Here is a 20,300-nt window from a genome sequence, read left to right on the forward strand (position 1 = left end):
ACAGTTCAATGCCGCCGCTGCGTTGTAAATCATGAAACTTGAGATGCGTGGTCTTTGATGAATTTATCTTGTATAATCTTCTTTCTTAAATTTGCCTGCGGCAAGTGCCGTATCGTAAGCGCCATTATAGGTGTCGTTCAATTGCTGCAGAGCGGGCTCAATTGGCTTATCCGTCAGGAATAGCTCAATGATTGTGTCACGATATGTTTTGCCCTTTATCTCCATAAAAGAACTTGGCGGCCACATCATCGAACGCTCATTCGGCTTAACCAGGAAACCTACCGAGCCTTTGACGTTCGAGGCAAATTTAGGGTCAGCCGCTTCCGGATTCAGCGCAATAATTTTCCCCGACTTTTGCAAAACCTGGCTCATTTGAGAGCCGTTAAAAAACTCGAAGACTTTCGCCGCTTCTTTCGGATGTTTGTTTCCGGACCAGATCGACCAGGAACCGCCGGTTGATGCTACGCCCCCTGAATGAACCGTCCCGTCAGGTACTGGCAGCGGCGCTACGCCCCAATCCGCTTTGCTCTTGAACTGATCGTTCAACACGCCGACATCCCAGGTTTGGGCAATGAACATACCGATTTTCCCATCGGCAAATGCGGAGCGCATCGGATCGTTGTCCAGGCTGCTCGCACCCGGAAAAGCCCATTTGTTTTTGATGATCTCACGAACCATTTCTACTGCCGGCTTGTATTTGTCCATTTCAAACTTGCCGGTTTTTACATTGTACGTAGAGGACGAGAGATCACCGTTCCCTGCTGCGATAAGCGGGTCAATCCCCCAATCGACATAGCCGACATATTTAAGCGGAATGCCTATTCCATAGGACACACCTTTACCCGCTTCCGTAATCTTTTGGGCCGCTGCCTTCATTTCACTGAAGGTAACAGGCGGTTTTTCCGGATCAAGTCCGGCACTTCGGAATAAATCCTTATTGTAAATCAGACGCGAGGTGATAGCCGTCGTTGGCAGCGAGTACAACTTCCCATCAGGACTCTTGCCAGAGGTGAAAGGTTTGAGCGTGCTAATCAGCTTCTGGTCAACGAGCCCTTCAATCGGAAGCACCCACTTATTCTTGACATAGTCGATGCCGCCGACTCTGGTGAACACATCCGGAGCTTGATTGGTTTGCAGAGCAAGCGTAAGCACCTTGGCATAATCATCGCTTTGCACGACGTAGTTTATCTGAACATCTTTATTTGCGCTATTAAATTGCTTAACTTGTTCGGTCACGACATCCATGGCCGATCTGTCGTTGGACCAGGCCGTTATCGTAACCGGTTCTTTGGCAGGAGCTGTTGCGACGGGTTGACCGCTAGCTGTCGGGGAAGCGCTTGCATTTCCACCCTTATTGTTTGTAGTTGAATTGCCGCAAGCGCCAAGTACACTGACCATCATAACGCCAACAACGATTACGGGTAACACCGACTTCATTTTCCTGTTGCCATTAGTTAACATTGTTTCGTATCCCCCTACGGATTAATAGATATTGCTTGAATAATTGAAACAACCTGTCAACTTCATATGACTTACTTCTTCAACGTAGTTACCAGCTATCCCTTTACACGGGGACCACCTCCTTTTCCTCATCCTACTCACCCCTTAATCGCTCCACCCGATAACGATGTGATAAATTGCTTCTGCAACAAGAGAAACAACAGAACAATCGGCGTTAAAGCAATCATGGAACCCGCCATCATAAAATGCCAGGATGTAGCACCTGCTGCGCTGCTTCTGAGCGAGTAAACACCAATAATAACAGTCCGCCAATCCGGATTGGCGAGCGTAAAGACAAGCGGTAGCAGAAAATCATTCCACGAAGCCTGAAAAGAAAACAACGCAACACTAGCCAGCATTGGTCGCATAATCGGCAGGGCTATCAAACGGTAAATTTGAAAGAAGCTTGCACCGTCAATGACCGCCGCTTCGTCAATTTCCTTGCTGATCGTCTGCATGAACGATTTGATCAAGAAGGTATTAACTAGCAATCCACCGGCAGCTTGCACGATAACAACGCCAGAGAGATTCAGAATGTGAAACTGCAAGGCAATTTTCATAATCGGAAATAGAAGCGCCGAGCCGAAGCTGGCAAATATGGTGGCTGAGAATAAGCCTTCCACGATCCGCGTTGCCAGCAACCTTTTTCTAGCAAGCACGAATCCAAACATCGAAGAGTTAATCATAATAATAACGACGCTAAAGAAGGTAACGAAAATACTGTTCTTGAAATACCTTGCAAAATTGGACAGCTCCCACACTTCACGATAGTTCGCCCAACGCCACGTTTTCGGGAGAAGTGAAGATCCATCCGACATGAGCTCGTGAAGCGGTTTAAAGGAAGCAAAGAAAGCATACACAATTGGAAATAGTGTGATAACAGCTACAATGACCAGAAAGCTTATTTTCAAAAAAGACGGGAATAGGAGTTTTAGCCTCACTCTTTGAACTTTGGTTGTTGCGTTCATGTCGGTACCTCTCATTCTTGGTGCTGTGTTTTGCGCTGCATTCGGAAATATAAGATGGAGATAACGCCAATAATGACGGTTGCCATAATGCTGAGAGCTGAACCGTAGCCTTGCTGCTGTGAGGTCGTCGAATCACTGAAAAAATAACGATATATGTATGTAAACATAATTTCGGTCTTTCCGTACGGTCCGCCATCCGTGAGTACTTTGACGATATCGAATGTTTTCAGCGTGTAAACGATCATCATCATCACAACAATGGAGAAGATTGGGCCTAGCATTGGAATGGTGATACTGATCAATTTTCTAGACTCGCTAGCTCCCTCCAGATCTGCGCACTCATAGAGCTCTTTCGGAATCGTTTGCAGTCCAATCAGAAAATAAATCATATTGACGCCAAAACCGCTCCAGATCCCAATCAGAATCAGACTTGTCATTGACCAGAAGGGTGAACCCAAATAATCGACAGGTGCCCCAATCACATGAAGCATCTGCAAAACACCGTTGATAACGCCATCAACCGGACGCAGCAGAAAATAAAAAATGACACCCATAACAGCCATGCTCACCAAATGCGGTAAAAAGAAGATCGTTCGAAACCAATTGGCTGCGAATACTTTTTTGTTCAAAATGACCGCTAGAATAAGCGCAAGCGGCGCTTCAATCAAAATTTTAAACAATGCGAAAATGAATGTATTCCATACCGCATTCCACCATACCCGATCTTTTAACGCATAAGCGAAATTGTCTATCCCGACCCACCGAGGCGTCCCTGCGCCGTCATAGCTTGTAAAACTGATATAGAGCACCCACATCATGGGGAGAAAGACAAACACGACGTACAACACAAATCCAGGCGTCATCATCATATAAGCAGATAGATTGTCTGTTCTTCGCCACTTCGAGCTTGCAGTTCTATTCATTTCCTTCTATCCCTTCCCTCGTTTTCTCTCTGTTGATTGGAGTACACGTTTATCATATTGGACGTCCACTTAACGGTCGATGTCATCCAACGACATCTCTTGTGCTACAAAAATCAATACAGACTAAGCCTGAAGACGTCGTTAATTAAGCGTGATATTCTTTAGTTATTCCGGCACATTCGCGGAGAATTGGTGATTTCAAATAAACACGCACAGGGGAAGGGGCTCGCATTATGCTAACAGGAAGAAACAAAGAAATCTTCGATTCGGGTTGGATGTTTGTTCAGGAGGATATTCATGAAGGGCAGCGGCCAGACCTGGACGATTCAGGTTGGCGAACAATCGGTTTGCCTCATGATTGGAGTATTGAAGGCTCATTCGACGAGAAACATCCTGCTGGAGGTGACGGCGCCTATTTGCCAACGGGAATCGGTTGGTATCGGAAAACTTTTCTGATCCCGGACGATTATCGCGCCAAAAAGGTGTACATCATCTTTGATGGTATTTATATGAATAGCGATGTATGGGTGAACGGTCATCACCTCTGCCGACACATAAACGGTTACACCGGATTTATTTGCGACCTTACTCCTTACTTAAATAACAGCCAGAGCAATACCTTAGCTGTAAGGGTCGACAATTCCCAGCAGCCCAACTCCAGATGGTATAGCGGCTCAGGCATTTACAGACATACATGGCTGCTGGTCGCAGACAAGCTTCACATTCCTAACTGGGGGACATTTGTCACCACGCCCGAGATATCCGGACAATCAGCGACCGTTGCGATTAGCACGAAAGTCACCAATGAGCATGATGAGAAAAGAGACGTCCTCCTGGTGACTACGATCGTCGACGAGCATGACGCCATCGTCAGCCAAACCAATAGTCGACTATATCTTGAAGCGAACGGTAAAGCCGAATCAAACGAACAATTGTATATTCAGGAACCCCATCTGTGGACTGTCGATCAGCCCTATCTATACAAAGCCTATACGCAGATTCAATGCAATGATCATGTCATCGATACCGTGGAAACGCTATTTGGCATCAGAAGCATCCGTTTTGACTGTGACAACGGCTTTTTCCTCAACGATGTTTCCCTTAAATTGAATGGTGTTTGTCTGCACCATGATGGCGGATGTGTAGGAGCTTCCGTTCCAGAACGAGTACTTCAAAGGAGACTGGACATACTCAAGACCATGGGTTGCAACGCCATCCGGATGAGTCATAATCCTCCGTCTCCGGAAATGTTGGATATGTGTGACCGTATGGGCTTTCTCGTCATGAACGAAGCGTTCGACGAATGGACGATCAGCAAAGAAAAAAATTTCACCCATGATGATCCGGGGGACACGCGCTTCGGCTACTATCAGCATTTCCCAAGCTGTGCAGAGGATGATCTGATAAGCATGATCCATCGAGACCGGAATCATCCCAGTATTATTCTGTGGAGTGTCGGCAATGAAATTCGTGATCAGATGACGGAGGAAGGGGCTGAGACGCTTAAACGTCTGGCGGACATCTGCCATCGGGAAGATCCTACCCGTCTGGTCACTTCCGCCTGCGACTGTATCGAGGCGCAGCCCGTGGCTACGACGGAATCTTTTCTGACAGCGCTCGATGTCGTAGGTTATAATTACATCGATCGTTGGGGAACTCGTAGAGAAACCTTATATGCGGATGACAGACATCGCAATCCAGAGCGTATTATCATTGGCAGTGAAAACGCCGCCATTTATGGGGCAAGAGGCGAATACGAGCTGAATAATCCTCCATCTCATTTGGCACGGAGAAACTATAGAAGCAATATGCTGCAAGCCGAGCATTTATGGAAATTCACACGAATGCATGACTACGTTGCCGGTGACTTCATGTGGACAGGCATTGATTATCTCGGCGAAGCGCGTTGGCCAGACAAAAATGCGAGCTTTGCTCCAATCGACACATGCGGCTTTCCCAAAGATGCGTATTATTTCTACCAAAGCCAATGGAGCCAGTCCGATGTTCTCCATCTGTTTCCCCATTGGACCTGGTCGGGCAAAGAAGGCACTGTTATACCCGTGCTATGTTATACAAACTGCGACAGCGTAGAGCTGTTCGTTAACGGTAAATCCTATGGCCAAAAAAGCTATCAGTTTCCATATCCGGGGATGTCAGGAAACTACGGTCATTACGACCCGCTGCGCCTACAGACAGTAACGTCCGATTTACATCTCTCTTGGGACGTGATTTATGAGCCGGGTGTTCTTCGGGCAGTTGGCAAACGTCAAGGAAATATAGTAAGTGTGAAGGAAATTCGTACAGCGGGACTACCAAACCGAATTGAACTTATTCCTGACCGTGAAGCCATTACGGCTGATGGAAGGGATGTCGTCCATGTCGTTGTATCCATTAAAGATGAAGATGGCAACACCGTACCCGATGCCGAATCTCTCGTATCCTTCGTTATTGAAGGGGAAGGCCGCTTAATTGGCGTTGATAACGGTAAACCAGATAGCCATGAAAGCTTCAAAGCTACGGAGCGTCACGCATTTCACGGGCTATGTATGGCAATTGTTCAATCTTCCTCCAGTTCCGGTGAAATACGGATAACTGCTGCATCTTCGGGTATACGTCCGGATACGGTATCCATTCGTACATTAGCTGAATCCAGTGAACCGTTGATTCCAGCATTATTTTCACCAAAATGAATCAATTCTGATTACAAACAAACCTGTTCTCAATCTTGTTTAGTAAGGATGTGTCGCCTTCCATGCAGCTCATCGTACAACTATGGATGAATCGATCGTTGCGAACCAAGCTATTTGTACTGATGATTGTTGTTGCTGTTATTCCGAACATCATTACCAATATGATTACTCAGGTTTACTATCGGGACATAACCAAGGAAATTGAAATTGACCGCATGCAGCGATCGATTAATCAAACAAGCTCCAATCTGGATGCTACACTGAAGACGATTGTATCCGATATGTTTTATTTCATCGCTTACTCCGATCAAGGCGACGAACTCTTACAAGCAGATGCTGCTCCCGGAGGGCTGACTGAAGACATGCGCAAAGCTTCGAAGCAACTGGGCAATTTCCGTATGCGTTACCCCGGCGACGTAGACTCCGTCTTTTTCTACAGAGACGACGGCGTCTTCTTTCACGACTATGGATTATCCATGAATGAAAGCGTGGATCCATATCACATGCAGTGGTATTCCCACTTTCAGCAGAAATCAAGTGAAATCTGGGGGCAGCCTTCCAACGAATTGCTTTTTAATCAAGATAAATCCGCCAAAACCGTCTATATCATGATGGGCATGTATGGCTTACAGGGGCACGATGGCATGCTTGTCGTACGGCTTAATCCGGACATATTCGGCAAGTATTTTCAACATTTGACTAGCGTCAACACTGCGATCCAAATTCAAAATAAGCTTGGCGACACGCTTTACGTCTCGTCCAACGAATTTAAGAATGTTTCAGACGGACACCTCGTTCAGTTTCAAGAGCATGTGGCTGATGGTGAATTTCTGATCAATGTCAGCATAAGCGAGGAATTAATTTACAAGCGTATTAATCAAATCAAGAAGATCAACACAATCATTGTCAGCCTCTCGATCATTTTAGCTTTTATGCTGTCCCTTCTGTTTTCCTCAAAATTAACAAGGCAGCTGAGAAATTTGCTCCATGTTATGCGCAAAGTAGAGAAAGGCGACTTCCAGGTAGCCGCCCCTGTTCCTTATCAGGATGAAATCAGCAAGCTAAGTCTTGTCTTTAACCAAATGGTCAAGAAGATCTCCCTACTGATCGGAGAAGTGTATGATACGCGCATGGAGAAAATGGCTGCACAGCTTCGTCAGCGAGAAGCCGTTATTCTAGCCCTGCAAAACCAGATAAATCCACATTTTTTATACAATACCCTTGAAACCATAAACTGCCGTGCCATTATTCATCAGACGCCGGACATCAGCGTCATGTGTACGTCACTTGCCCAATTCTTTCGTTATGCCATCGAGAAGCGGCAAGTTATTGTACCGCTCCACAAAGAAATTGAACATGTAAGGACATATTTGCGCATACAGGAAGAAAGATTCGGCGAGCTGCTGGTCGATATCGAAATACCGGATGAACTGCTCCCTTGCCCAATCGTTAAGCTAACGTTGCAGCCATTGCTTGAGAACGCATTCAATTATGGCTTTACAGAGGAAGGAGAATATGGACTTCGAATATGGGGTGAAGAATGCGATGGAAACTGCGTACTCTTTGTTGAAGATAACGGGGTGGGAATATCGGAGGAGAAGCGTGAACATTTTAATCGTTTATTTGCCGATACCGGAAACGAAGAGACAGATATCCAGGAAGCTGGAGCAACGCCATTGTTAACTGACGAAGAGGAACCTTCCCCTTTAGCCAATTCCGCGATGCCCCGTACCACGGGAATCGGCCTGCTGAACGTCCATCGCCGCATCCGTCTATTATTTGGCAAGCCGTATGGGTTGTATCTTCTACCCACACCAGGCGGCGGGGTCACCGTCCAAATGACAGTGCCGTGGAAAAACAAGGAGGTGCCTCTGTGAATATCATGATTGTCGATGATGAGCCGACGATTCGTGCCGGTCTGCGTGTTTTACTTACCAACAGCTTCGAAAGCTTAGTCGTTACCGGTGAGGCCCGAAATGGCAAAGAAGCATTGCAATTGCTGGAAGGAACCCGCACAGATGTTATGCTGACAGATATCCGCATGCCGGTCATGGATGGTTTGCAGTTGATTCAAACGGTCAAGGAGCGTTATCCGCATATGGAATGCATCATATTGACCGGTCATTCCGATTTTGAGTATGCGAGACTTGCGCTGCAGTCCGGTGTTGCTGATTATCTGGTCAAACCGATCACACAAGAAAAAATGAATGAAGCTATTCTCAGAGTTATTGGTCGAAATCAGAATCACTGGATTACGCAATTATCAGCGAACATCATGCTCGATCTCAAAAGGACAGTCGATTCCATCGTCAAATTTATCGCATCCGGAGACCATATAAACCTTCTTCAAACAGTCACCAACTGGCAAAACAAATGTCAAGACTGGGATCTTAATCCCACCCTGCAAAAACATCTAATTGGCTATATCAAACTAGCCTACGAAACAGAACTACTCGCATCCTGGCCCTCCATGCCCGTTCTGGGAAGCACTTTTGGAAGCGCTGAGATGAATGATCAGCAAGCTTACGAGCGCTGGAAAATCGACCTAACTGACAAGGCAAGCTGGATTGCAGCGCGAACTTCCCCGCGCAATAGAAGAATCTATGAACAAGTCGTGACTTATTTGAATAAACATTATGCAAACCCGGCCTTAACGATCCATGACATCGCCGCTCATTGCGGCATTACAGCGGCCTATTTAAGCAAACTAATCCGTGATACCGCCAATCATCCGCTTACCGCACTGCTTTCTGAGCTTCGAATGGAAAAGGCAAAGGAACAATTACGGCAGAACGACGATAGTAAGCTTTCTGCCGTGGCCGAAAACTGCGGCTTTGGCGACTATCCTCACTTCTCCAAATTGTTCAAAAAAATGTACGGTATTTCTCCTCAAGAATTCAGGGATAAGCAGCGCAACAACTGGTCAACGGAAGAATAGACCCTAGGACAGGGGGATTCCGTGCAGAATCGAGTTAAAAAAGGGACAGGGCCATTGATAACGGCCTAAAAGGTTTGGACGCTTTCCGAAAAGAACACCGTAATAATATCCGCCCCCGCTGGGTATTTCTATATGCTCTTCAAGAAAGCGGTCGGCATCACGCCAACGCAATATCGACAAAAACAACCTCCCAAAGGCTAGACTGCCCACGAGAGGTTGTTTTTTCAAGATTCTAATATAAGTATCGATTTCGGATAGGCGTAATACGTCATAATTTGATACGGATATTACTTCTGAAATACAATCGTTGTATTCAAACTCATGTTCTGCGTTTTCTCCTGATAGGTGCCCAAGTAAGACAGGCTGAAGGTATAGTTGCCAGGCAATAATTCCTTGCTTGCCATTCCGCCAACCGTTGTCCCCAGGTCCTTCCACCCTCCGGCGTAATATTTCACCGTTCCTCCGTCGAGCGGGTTCCCCAAGCTATCCTTCAGCTGTACCGTCGTGTTCACCGTCTGGAATACAATAGTCGCTGTCAAACCCGTGTTCTGCGTTTTCTCCTGATAGGTGCCTAAGTAAGACATGCTGAAGGTGTAGTTGCCAGGCAATAACTCCTTGCTTGCCGTTCCGCCAACCGTAGTCCCCAGCTCCTTCCACCCTCCGGCGTAATATTTCACCGTTCCTCCGTCGAGCAGGTTCCCCAAGCTGTCCTTCAACTGTACCGTCGTGTTCACCGTCTGGAATACAACCATCTCAGTCAAACCCGTGTTCTGCGTTTTCTCCTGATAGGTGCCCAAGTAAGACATGCTGAAGGTGTAGTTGCCAGGCAATAATTCCTTGCTTGCCATTCCGCCAACCGTAGTCCCCAGGTCTTTCCACCCTCCGGCGTAATATTTTACCGTTCCTCCGTTGAGCGGATTCCCCGAACTGTCCTTCAACTGTACCGTCGTGTTCACCGTCTGGAATACAACGATGGGGCTAGTGCCTGTATTCTGTGCCTTTTCCATGTATGTTCCTTCGTATGACATGCTAAAGGTGTATACTTTATCAGGCAAGTCCTTACTAATTAATCCAAAAGCGTCGGTTACCCCAAAATCCTTCCATCCGCCATCGTAGTATTTAACGATTCCACCGCTTATCGGATTCCCGCTGCTGTCCTGCAACTTAACGACTGCGGCAGTCATATTTATTTTAAAACTAACATGGTTGTCAGGTTCAACATTCCCCGCTTTATCGGTCGATCGATACAAAATGCCGTAATTGCCGCTCTGATCAAACGTAACGGGTGCCGTATAAGGCTGCCACGTAGTCCCGTTATCCAGACTATACTCCGTCTTCTCCATACCCGATACATGATCGGTGGCGGTTAAAGTTACCGTTACCGGATTTACGTACCAACCATTTTGTCCATCCGGTTGTGCCGGAGACACGGAAGCTGTCGTAACTGGTGCAGCCTCGTCGCCTCCGCTGCAGTCCGAGCAAACATAGGGCAGCGTGCTGACCGACAGCTGTGGACCGTCCTCGCTCCACTGGCCGTAAGCGTCCATGGCATGCAGCTGAACCCGGTATGTGGCCCCTGCACTCAATCCGGTAATAGAGGTACCGTATACATCACCGCCAACCGTCTGTTTGCCTCCATCCCAGCGTACTTCATAAGTGCTGACCGGCGTTCCGTTCACTGCGGGATCCCAGCTCAGCTTCACCGAGCTTTGCGTCACGTCGGACGCCGTAAGCAAGCTGCCGGCCGGCCATTTGGGTCCGCTATGCAAGGTCGTAAACGAGGAGCCGGGTCCGTCCGTCGACCATAAGCCGGCGGCATTGCCTGCTTGAACACGTACGGTATAGGCACTTGCCGGCGTCAAGCTGGACAGTGCATATTCGTACACTTGGCCGCTCACGGTTTGATGCAGCTCTCCGTTCAGCCATACCGCGTATTCGGTAACTCCGACCGGATCGTCGGCCGCTGTCCACTGCAGCTTGGCCGCCGTTGAAGTCACGCTGTCCACGGTAAGCTCCGCATTCGTCCAAGCCGGCGATTGCGGCTCGTTCCCGGTTGCGGCGTCCGCCTTCTTGACCACGACCGTAAATGTCCGTTCAGCGCTTGCTTCTCCTTTGCGGATCGTCGCCGCCAAGACTACCTGTACGTCACCTTGTTCATTAGACGGCCGCGTTACCGAACCGTTCGAGGAGACGACGGCTTCGTCCCCCGATGTCCAGTCAATCGCCGTTCCGTTCGCTCCAGCTGCAGGCAAAATCAAATGCCTGGTAACCGATTCAGCCACATCGCCGACGGCAAAACCGATCGCGACGCTTTGACTGTCCAGCGTTACATCCGCCCGATCGCTTGCGTCCATCGGCCTTAATTTGGCGCTAAACGATTGCCCGTAAGACTGAGCCGCATCGATAGTCAATTGAACGGTCGGAGACAGCCGCTCGATACGGATACGCGGATCATTCGATATGACCCCCGCCGCCTCCCTGTCGAGTTCGATCCGGATGCTTCCGGCATTTTCTTGCGTAGGGTCGGAAACCGAAATTTCCAGCTCGTTCGCGTCCTCTTTAAGCAAAACGGAAGCTTTGCTGTCGCTCGTAATGCCGCCCGCCGTCGCCGTCGCATTCTCCCAAAAGTTCGCTCCCGTCAAATGCAGCGTACGATGCCGGGCGGCTTGTACCGAGGCCGTATTAGCAAGTATGGAAATAGCCGGATTGCTCGCATAGGCGCCGACTTCATCGCTCGTACGATTCGGTAGAATGACGTATGCATAGCTGCTGTCAGCAGGATTCGTCCCGTGGCCGAACCATATCGTTTCGTAGGTTGCCGTTTGAGTATCGTTTACGGACAACGGAACGTTGCCGATCGTGCTCCACGTACCGGTCCGCTGCTCGCGCAGCATATGAACGCCGGATGGCTCGGGGAAGTAATAGCCGACATCCGAGCCGGTTGCCGTATTGCCCGTTACGTGCACCCAGGAAACTTGCTCGAGGAGCTGCGGTCCTGCCGTCAGCGCATTCGGCTGTATGCTCCCGTCTACCGTAACGACGTTTGCATTATCATTGCGCAGCTTGCGGTTGTCGACGATCGTTTCGATCGTCCTCCCTTCGGAGCTGTTGATCCCCGCACCTATGGCGACGACTTCATCGTCGAACATGAACCATGATTTTCTGGCCTCCACCGCTTCTCCATTGCCGTCGGCATCGAAGCCGCGGTAATCCATCCCGGCTATGCCATACGCTCCGAGCGTCGTCCCTCCGGCCCAAGTCAAGGGGCTGATCTTCTTGAATCCCGAAGAATCGGTTCTCGCTTGCGTGTCGACCGTCGTTCCGGGCAGCCGGTAAGGGTCGACCGTCGGCCAGTAATTACCGTCGAATTGCCCATGATCCTCATTGTATAGATAGGTCATGCCGTCAGCGGTAAACCAGCCGCGCTTATTTTCCCCGACGGTGAATTCATAGTTCGGAATCCGCTTGGAATGCATGCTGATGCCGAAGCCGAAGTCCGGCCGAAGGTGAACGGCTCTATCCATCTTCGGGAATACCTTGCTCAGCATAAGTCCGTCGGCAGGAGCGACGGTCCCGTCCTCCAGCAAGCTTTTAACGCGTACCGCATTGTAAATGCTGCCCGTTTTGCTGATGTAAGACTGATACGTATCCTCCTGCACCCACTTTTTGATCATCCGCTTGTAGTTCTCCTTGTGCTGGGATGGCGCGGAATGGGAGAGAAGCGTCATTGCGTTAATCAGCGTCATACCCGAATCGTGACTGTTGGTGTCCCCTTTGGCAATAACCCTGCCTCTCGTCATGTCCATGAAACCGCCTTTGTGCATAAAGGGCTCGAAAGAATCGTATATCCATTGATACACGTTATCGACATCCGGATCGTCGATTGCCCACTCCGAATCGTTTACAAGATACAGCGCCGTACCCACCGTATACAGCAAGCTCAAGCCGTACCCGCCGTTATAAGGAATCGATTCGTGCTGAATGAAGGAGCCGTCAGGGTAAAAGCCATCCCCCTTCGAAACATACTTGAACAAGCTATATGTTCCGTTCCCTGAAGTCGGTTCCGCGCTCTTGTATGCGTCGCTCAGGAGAAGCTTGCCTGTCGCAACGATCCCGCTGTCCTTGTTCAAAATGCCCGCCAAAATATAAATCTGGCTCAACCACGCTCGATTGGCCCCTGTCGCGACCGTCTTGCCGGCGTTGTACTTATTCGGATCTTTTATATAGAAATACATGGCGTTCGACCAATCGGCAATCCGGGAACCGGGCAACTGGTCGTAAAGCAGCACCATGATGTCGTTCAGCAGCATCGGGATACCCATCTCCCAGTAATAAGGATTATCGGAGAGGGGGGAGACGCCATCGTACCAATTGCGGTGCAGCCAGCCAAGCGCATCGGTCATTTCCTTTAGAAGTTCGCTATCCCGATAATACGTCGAGCCTTTCGTGGAATAAGCTAGCGCCATCGACCGCAGCCGGGAATAAGAATTAGACATATTGACGGCGGTGTCCGATCCGCCCGGCACGTACATTAAATCTTCCCATACGGCTGCGTCCGGACGAACGAGGTTCACATAGTCGACGAAAAAGCCGAAGCCGGTGCTTTTATCGTTCTTGCCTACCGATTTTAGCCGAAGTTTATGCGTTCCCGCTTCCAGGAATCGCGTCCCCAAAGCCTGCATAACAACCGTTCCCGCAGCAGTGGAAATGTAATGGTCCTGAGGCGAGCCCTGAGGTACGCCGTCGATCTCCGCCTGAATGATCCCCCCGCTGGTCAAGGTTCTCGCTCTGACCCACACTCCATACGTCCCGGCAGCAGGAACCGTTATCGTATATTCGATATAGTCATCGGGCTTGTTCAGCGTAACCCGGTCCCCTTTTCCGCCGCTTAACCGCGCATCGTTAGCCGTCTGCCGCTTTACCCCGGCCGACATGACTGCCGTGAGACCTTCTCCCTCGAGGAACGGAGCCCGCTCGGTTCTTGCAGGCAAAGCGCCCTGCAGAGGTGTCTTGACCAATTGGATGCTATCGATCGCCAATTGGTAATTACTGCTCGCGTCATTGCGGTCTGTAATCGTAAAACGGAATTTGCTCTCGCCGGAAGCTGCGCTCAAGCTCCCCAAATTTAGTGTTTCCACGACTCCCGGCGCCGCGTTCGGGTAATACGTATCCTGCGGCTCGCTCTGCTCTTGCCCGTTCACGGAAAGCTGGAACCGGCCGTAGTTCGAAGCTTTTTTGACCCTTACAAGCACCTCATATAAGCCTGCTCTGGGAACGTTCAACGTGTACTCGATGTAATCCCCGACGGCATTGAGATTGACCTTATCCCCTTTGCCGTTGCTGAATCTGCCGTCTGCAAACACGACATGGGTATCGGCGGACGATAATTCCGCCTGCAGATCCTCCGCTTCGTAAATCGGCAAGGGCGGTTCTTCCCTAAGTATTTTGTCGTAATACCCCTTAGCCGTCCTATCGATATAGTCGATTTTGTCCCGAATGTCCGAATCGTCCGGATTGTACGACTCCCCTCCCGTCAGCAACTCGTACCAACGGCCGCGGAGCTCGTCAAACCGGTCGGCCGACGATGCCGAAGCCGGCAATGCAGCTAAATTCGAAAGAAGCAGCAAACATGCCAGCATGGCGCAAAGCGATTTTCTTTTCATCTCCTGGTTCCCCCTTCAAAAATCAATCTCTTAAGACAGCGCTTTCATTCGGCCCTACTCCAAGCAGTCCGCGGCTAAATAGCCCGCGGCCTCCCCGATAATCCATTCCACAGGATGCAGCCGGTAACAGCCGTTCGTAATATGCATTGTACCGATATTTTAATTGATTCCCTCCTAATTCCCTTGAACTAGAATTTCAAACATTTTTATTAAACTGATTCCTTTCTGATTTACTCAAAATTATAGCTAAAGCCGGAATAACTGTCAACCTTCATTCTGCCTGTCTCTCCGGACACGAGAAAGGCTCATCGACCCTCCATACAGCCCGATGTGAATGTATAGCGGCAGCTCTAAAACCTAGCAGGACATTCTCCTTCGATGTGACGCCGGACAAAATAAAAAGCAGAACAAGCGATTCGCTTGCCCTGCAGTGCTGTGTGCTGTGTGCTGTGCCGGTTTCCTTTTCTCTACAGTTTCATATCTTTACTCAAAAGCAAATCCGCCACACTGTCCTGGAACTGCCGTTCATCCAGCACGCCGGACCAGTAATATTTAATCTTCTGCTCGACGGCTTTAAGCGTTTGAATGGAAACGCCCAGATCGCGATGGTAGGCATACGTCGGGAAAAGCTCCCGGTACATCATATATCTGGATGGACGATTCAACCCGTTTGCGGCAGGCTTGTCCGCAATGCTTTTGAAAGCAGGTATGCTGACTGTCCGCTCATGAATCATGCGCTGCGCGTGCGGGGAGGAAAGAAACCGCAGAAGCTGGCGGCCCGCCTCCTTCGACCTCGAGTTTTTCATGATGGCCGTACCGAACGTAACGAGAAGCGATTTTTGCGAATCGCCGCGGCGAAATGTCGGCAAAGGCGCAATATCGTAATCCAAGGGAAGTTCGTTAAACTGGTTAAGGTTGTAATAGGTAGACAAGATCATCGAAACGTCGCCGCGAATAAACAACTGATTCGTTTCCTCGTTGCTGGCCGCAAAATATTTCGGAAAAATGTCCTGGTCGCCGATCATCCGGCAAAAGGTCCGAATGCTATCGACCAGCATCTCCCGGGACCCAGCCCGTTCTTCGCCATCCTTCAATACCTGAATTCCGGCTTGCAGCAAAAAGACCGGATACCGGTTTCGCGACAGAACCTGAAAGTAAAAACCGTGTTTATTGCGGTATTCCGCCAGGCTTCGCCCCGCAGCAATGACATCGTCCCACGTCCAATAGCTGTCCGGCTCCTGCAAGCCGACCTCTGCAAAATGCTGCCGGTTATAACAAAGGAGAACGGGCGACAGTGAAATCGGACTTGCGTACATGCGGTTATCGTATCGGAAGGCCTCATTCGCAATTGGATACAGCTCATCGTTCGTCTCTACCGGCTCGAGCAGGGAAAGCATGCCGGACTCCGCCATATCCTGCAGCATCGCACTATTAAGGCACACGACATCGAGCATGTCGTTCGCAGACATTTCTTTGATCGATTTAACGTAATGGTGGATATCGAGTGACACCTTTTTGATGTGGATGGACGGATGAAGACGGGTGAACTCGGCCAGCAATTCGTCCAAGAGAATGTCATTGTTCATGGAATAGCTGCATCCGAAATTGAGCGTGATCGTTTGCGCCTTGCTCTCGGCTACTACGCTTCCGACCCTGTCGATTTTGACAATCAGCCCTTCCTCGACCAATATATCCAGACCTTTGCGAACGGATTTATTGCTCATCTGAAAGTCTTTGGCCAACTGGCTCTCCGCGGGCAGGAAAGAGCCCGGCTTGCGCATGCCGCTCACGATTTCCGTACGCAGCTTGTCGACCATTGCCTCTAATTTTATTTGGAATGCATTCATAGTTAATTCCTCTCTAATGTATATGTAAATGATATTATTCTTAAATATACATCAATAGATACATTCTCTCTTTTCGAGGCAGTTTTGTCAACATTCTGCCAATTCGTCAGAGTGAGAGGATTTCATTCCGGGACGTTCACGAAAGCGACTGGTATTATGCTCCGGTTCGTGCCGCACTGCGTATGCTTCAACAACCGGTCGCAGAACCTCGTTCGTCCATCGTTCCATTTGCAAAGCCACTCCGTTAAATACAAAAAGGACACCACTTAAGGTGTTCCTTCTGATAAGTCATATGGAGCAGGGCTCATTATAACGCTAGAAGCCTTACTGCATTTTGTCAGCAAGCATCGCTAATCGGGCTGCTCCAATTATCCCAGCTCGGTTTCCTAACAACGCAGGCTGAAGACGCAGCTTTAAATTCGTATGTTCAGTTACAGCTTGCAATAAAGCATCCCACCAGCTGTTCCGAGCTTCAATTAAGCCACCGCCTAGTACAATGAGATCAGGATCCAACATTCTCTGTACGTTGATTAGACCTACAGCCAGATTGGCCACAAATCTGTCAATTACCTTCCGTGCCTGCGCGTCACCAAGCATGCTGGCTTCTACCAAACGTCGGCTATCCCAATCGGAAGCAATCTCCTGAGCATGCCGATTCAATGCAGTACCTGAAGCGTATTGCTCCAAGCAGCCTTTTTGCCCACAGTTACAGGCAGCTCCTCCAGGTATGATAATCAGATGGCCCAGATCGCCTTCGCCACCCTGATGACCATGAATCAAGGCTCCATCCACGACCACCGCGCCCCCCACACCTGTGCCAAGCGCCATCAATACAAAAGATTTCTGCTCGGTGGCTGCACCTATCCAGCTTTCGCCGACAGCAGCAGCATTAACGTCATTATCGACAACGACTGGATAGGGAAAGCGCTGCTCTATTTCCTTAGCAATCTGAGTCCCCGTCCAGCCTGGCAGGTTTTCTGTAGCGTACAATACAGAACCACTCATCGAATCTATTCTTCCAGCAGAGCCTATACCAATGCCAGCCACATTCAATTCCCCAGCCAGCTCAAGCAGGCTTGAAATCAGGTCCACTAGCGCTTGGATAATGCCATTCCTGCCAAGCTCAATGGGCGTTCTCACCATATGTATGGCAACAAGGCTGCCATCTATATGCACAAGGCTGCCCTTAATTGCCGTCCCCCCAAGGTCAATACCCAGATAAGCACGACTAGACTTATCGTCCATAGCTAAGCCTGCCTCCCTCGCTGTATCCCCGTTACAAAGCTGGCCGTGATCAACTGAGGTCTTGTTATAGCTCCCCCCACGACTACGAATTCGGCACCGGCCTCTAACGCTGCCCTCGCTTCGCCAGGCGTTCCGATACCACCTTCTGCTACAACAGGTACCTGAAGCGAGCCCGCAAGCTGTTGGACCAACTCGAGGTTCGGAAGCTTAACCTGTGAATATGGCGTATAGCCGGACAGCGTTGTCGATATGTAATCAGCTCCCCACTGGGCAGCCGAAACACCTTCCTCGTATGTCGAAATATCCGCCATAACCGTGACACCAGCCTTTTTAAGCATGCTTAAGGTCTGACGTAAACTCAGACCATCGGGTCTAGGACGCCCAGTAGCATCTATCGCTACAATATCAGCTCCTGCCTTTGCGATGGCAAGAGCATCTTCAAGGGTAGGTGTAATATAGATATCATAGCCTTCATAATCTTTCTTCCATAAGCCAATTACCGGCAGATCCACCGCCTGCTTGATCGCACGAACATCTTCTACGCTATTCGCTCGAATACCTTGGGCACCTCCTTCAGCGGCTGCACGAGCCATTACGGCCATATGGATCGATCCATGGAGCGGCTCATCGGAGAGTGCTTGACAGGAAACAACTAAGCTATGTTTTGGAATCCTACTTTTCATGATGAGCTTTCCTCCTTAACTTCCTTGTACGAGTTATACAGCATGGATCGATGGCCACTTCAGCTCGATACCCGCTTGAACAAGCTTAGCTTGATAAGCCGCCAGAAGCTCCCTGTTATCTCGTACTTCTTGAGGCTGCACTTGGCGCTCTAAACAAAATGCGGCTAAATACCCTGCTGATTCCCCAATATTCCACTCTACAGGGTGCAGACGGTAGCAGCCATTCGTAATATGAGTCGTTCCGATATTTTTACCAGCCGGCAATACGTTTTTGACCCGGATCGGGATTAAGCTTCCCAGTGGAATCTGAAAAGGCAGGCTCGACACGTCAATATAGGTGCGCAAGCTAGTGCTAGGATGTAGATCGATGCGGTAACAGCCAATACCGACCGAGTCAAAATAATCCTCGGCAGCACCATTCGGTCGACAGGCCGGATTTAAGTGCTGCTCCACAACCGTAAATTGTGCTCGTATTCGGCGGGATTCACGAATATAAGGGCTTTTGGCGAGTCCATCCTTCGTCCCTACAATATCTGGGCGTAACCGAAGCCCCGGGTACCCTTGCTTCCCGTCGGGTCTAGGCGCTTCCGTCTGCATCCAATACAGCAATGATAAGCTTAGCTGCTTCGCATTCTCTAGATGCCTCTCCCGCTCCTCCGCACTCACATCAATGACAGAGCCAAGCCAATAGTCGTTTTGCGGCCAATTGACGAGCGTGATATCGCTAGCATAAGTTCCTTCTATGAATTGTTTGCGGTCGATAATTCTACGATATTTCCAAAGTGAGAATGACTTACCGTCAGGAAATAGGCTGTAAAGGACTGGCTCCAAGGTGTGCGGTACAAGTCCTGACCAGCTTAGTTGCTGATCCGGCCAAAAATCGGCCTTGTACTGCTTCCAGAATTCATACTGCTCCGGCTTCGGGATCGTGTGATCCTCCCCATCGATGTAGTCCATGGCGAAGCAGTAGGTAAATGCCTGCATGTCCTGCGGATCGGCTTGCCCTGACATGGCATGTGGTTCTCCCGTATCCGCCATCGATTCCGCCCCGGTCACATATTCCACGCCTCCGAGCGGCAATAGCTCTCCTTCTTCCGTTGCATCCAGAAAGTAAGGCGCCGTTAATACAATCTTATCTGGAGAGGCCAATTCACGTACGGTAACAGACAGGATCTCATCACCAGACGTTTCCACACTTTCAGCCTTGTATCCGGTATATATATGCAGTCTTCCGCTATGCACATAAGGTGCCAGCATCTCATGCAGAACAGCAAGCGCTGTCCTTGGCTCATGAGCAATCAAACTCACAATGGCATTCCCCGGATCAAAGGGTTTAAGGGGATCTACCGTCTGCGCCAGTGGAAAATGGCGTTTATAATAATCCCGGACACCCGTTCGGAAGCTTCGAAAGCTCGCTGTACAGCCGAATTGCTCAATCCATGGATTTTCATCTGGCGGCACCGCTTGGCTTGTTAGCTGTCCCCCAATCCAATCGGTTTCTTCCGTCATGATCACAGTTTTCCCAGCTTTGGCAGCGGCTAGAGCGGCTGCACAACCTCCCGTTCCTCCCCCGATAATCACAACGTCTGCGTGAACCTTATTATTCATGTTCCTTATCCTCCTTAGTGTTTTGCTTTAACAAAACTAACATCGAAGCATTATCTTAGAGTTTTCATAAGAAAACTGGCATCGTAAGCATCTTATTGGTGCTTCTGTGTATCCTTGATATATTCATACAACAAGGTCAGCCGGTGCTCCGACTTTAATTCCTTCATGTGTAGGAAGTCGTAATCAATAGTTTTGGTGTGTAATGGCCGAATCGTCATGCTCAATCCCATCTCCC

General features: G+C 49.3%; 12 protein-coding genes and 1 pseudogene. 3 read left to right on the top strand and 10 right to left on the bottom strand.

The window, feature by feature from the left end:
- Positions 1–63: 63 nt before the first annotated feature.
- The 3 genes from GC102_RS17905 to GC102_RS17915 all read right to left on the bottom strand — a co-directional run bounded on the left by GC102_RS17905 (position 64) and on the right by GC102_RS17915 (position 3,391).
- Positions 64–1,461, bottom strand: coding sequence for an ABC transporter substrate-binding protein (locus GC102_RS17905; RefSeq protein ID WP_171690752.1), 1,398 nt, complete (start codon positions 1,459–1,461; stop codon positions 64–66).
- 137 nt (positions 1,462–1,598) lie between these two features.
- Positions 1,599–2,468, bottom strand: a complete 870-nt coding sequence (locus GC102_RS17910; RefSeq protein WP_171690753.1) for a carbohydrate ABC transporter permease — start codon at positions 2,466–2,468, stop codon at positions 1,599–1,601.
- Positions 2,469–2,479: 11 nt separating this feature from the next.
- Positions 2,480–3,391: a carbohydrate ABC transporter permease gene (locus GC102_RS17915; protein WP_171690754.1), complete on the bottom strand. Its 912-nt coding sequence runs from the start codon at positions 3,389–3,391 to the stop codon at positions 2,480–2,482.
- A gap of 233 nt (positions 3,392–3,624) precedes the next feature.
- On the opposite strand from GC102_RS17915, the gene GC102_RS17920 reads away from it, so the two are divergent.
- The 3 genes from GC102_RS17920 to GC102_RS17930 all read left to right on the top strand — a co-directional run bounded on the left by GC102_RS17920 (position 3,625) and on the right by GC102_RS17930 (position 9,019).
- A complete protein-coding gene (locus GC102_RS17920; protein ID WP_171690755.1) occupies positions 3,625–6,081 on the top strand; it encodes a glycoside hydrolase family 2 TIM barrel-domain containing protein in 2,457 nt (818 codons plus the stop codon).
- 62 nt (positions 6,082–6,143) lie between these two features.
- A complete protein-coding gene (locus tag GC102_RS17925; RefSeq protein ID WP_171690756.1) occupies positions 6,144–7,958 on the top strand; it encodes a sensor histidine kinase in 1,815 nt (604 codons plus the stop codon).
- A gap of 5 nt (positions 7,959–7,963) precedes the next feature.
- Positions 7,964–9,019: a response regulator transcription factor gene (locus tag GC102_RS17930; protein WP_246320986.1), complete on the top strand. Its 1,056-nt coding sequence runs from the start codon at positions 7,964–7,966 to the stop codon at positions 9,017–9,019.
- 287 nt (positions 9,020–9,306) lie between these two features.
- Here the strand turns inward: GC102_RS17930 and GC102_RS17935 are convergent, their stop codons facing one another.
- From GC102_RS17935 to GC102_RS40075, 7 genes and pseudogenes are all read right to left on the bottom strand, one after another.
- Positions 9,307–14,682 carry a polysaccharide lyase family 8 super-sandwich domain-containing protein gene (locus GC102_RS17935; protein WP_171690758.1) on the bottom strand — a complete coding sequence of 1,792 codons (5,376 nt, stop codon included), beginning with the start codon at positions 14,680–14,682 and terminating at the stop codon, positions 9,307–9,309.
- A 57-nt stretch (positions 14,683–14,739) separates the two neighbouring features.
- Positions 14,740–14,841: pseudogene (locus tag GC102_RS17940) on the bottom strand (FAD-dependent oxidoreductase); the annotation flags it as partial.
- Between the two features lie 308 nt (positions 14,842–15,149).
- Complete coding sequence (locus tag GC102_RS17945; RefSeq protein ID WP_171690759.1) at positions 15,150–16,529, bottom strand: extracellular solute-binding protein; 1,380 nt, start codon at positions 16,527–16,529, stop codon at positions 15,150–15,152.
- A 324-nt stretch (positions 16,530–16,853) separates the two neighbouring features.
- Positions 16,854–17,774 carry an ROK family protein gene (locus GC102_RS17950; protein WP_171690760.1) on the bottom strand — a complete coding sequence of 307 codons (921 nt, stop codon included), beginning with the start codon at positions 17,772–17,774 and terminating at the stop codon, positions 16,854–16,856.
- A 2-nt stretch (positions 17,775–17,776) separates the two neighbouring features.
- The gene (locus GC102_RS17955; protein WP_171690761.1) at positions 17,777–18,457 is read right to left on the bottom strand and encodes an N-acetylmannosamine-6-phosphate 2-epimerase; all 681 of its coding nucleotides are present in this window, start codon (positions 18,455–18,457) and stop codon (positions 17,777–17,779) included.
- 33 nt (positions 18,458–18,490) lie between these two features.
- Positions 18,491–20,065, bottom strand: coding sequence for an FAD-dependent oxidoreductase (locus tag GC102_RS17960; RefSeq protein WP_171690762.1), 1,575 nt, complete (start codon positions 20,063–20,065; stop codon positions 18,491–18,493).
- Positions 20,066–20,157: 92 nt separating this feature from the next.
- Positions 20,158–20,283 (bottom strand): hypothetical protein, encoded by a 126-nt coding sequence (locus GC102_RS40075; RefSeq protein ID WP_281367674.1) that lies wholly within the window; start codon positions 20,281–20,283, stop codon positions 20,158–20,160.
- Positions 20,284–20,300: the final 17 nt, after the last annotated feature.

Origin of the sequence: Paenibacillus germinis, from assembly GCF_013141785.1 — a bacterium.
Classification (GTDB): domain Bacteria; phylum Bacillota; class Bacilli; order Paenibacillales; family NBRC-103111; genus Paenibacillus_E; species Paenibacillus_E phytorum.

Bases quoted from the DNA above. Each gene is read 5' to 3' on its own strand.
- GC102_RS17915 (WP_171690754.1), bottom strand. From the start codon at position 3,391: ATGAATAGAACTGCAAGCTCGAAGTGGCGAAGAACAGACAATCTATCT.
- GC102_RS17905 (WP_171690752.1), bottom strand. From the start codon at position 1,461: ATGTTAACTAATGGCAACAGGAAAATGAAGTCGGTGTTACCCGTAATC.
- GC102_RS40075 (WP_281367674.1), bottom strand. From the start codon at position 20,283: ATGACGATTCGGCCATTACACACCAAAACTATTGATTACGACTTCCTA.
- GC102_RS17930 (WP_246320986.1), top strand. From the start codon at position 7,964: ATGATTGTCGATGATGAGCCGACGATTCGTGCCGGTCTGCGTGTTTTA.
- GC102_RS17910 (WP_171690753.1), bottom strand. From the start codon at position 2,468: ATGAACGCAACAACCAAAGTTCAAAGAGTGAGGCTAAAACTCCTATTC.
- GC102_RS17925 (WP_171690756.1), top strand. From the start codon at position 6,144: ATGCAGCTCATCGTACAACTATGGATGAATCGATCGTTGCGAACCAAG.
- GC102_RS17960 (WP_171690762.1), bottom strand. From the start codon at position 20,065: ATGAATAATAAGGTTCACGCAGACGTTGTGATTATCGGGGGAGGAACG.
- GC102_RS17945 (WP_171690759.1), bottom strand. From the start codon at position 16,529: ATGAATGCATTCCAAATAAAATTAGAGGCAATGGTCGACAAGCTGCGT.
- GC102_RS17950 (WP_171690760.1), bottom strand. From the start codon at position 17,774: ATGGACGATAAGTCTAGTCGTGCTTATCTGGGTATTGACCTTGGGGGG.
- GC102_RS17935 (WP_171690758.1), bottom strand. From the start codon at position 14,682: ATGAAAAGAAAATCGCTTTGCGCCATGCTGGCATGTTTGCTGCTTCTT.
- GC102_RS17920 (WP_171690755.1), top strand. From the start codon at position 3,625: ATGCTAACAGGAAGAAACAAAGAAATCTTCGATTCGGGTTGGATGTTT.
- GC102_RS17955 (WP_171690761.1), bottom strand. From the start codon at position 18,457: ATGAAAAGTAGGATTCCAAAACATAGCTTAGTTGTTTCCTGTCAAGCA.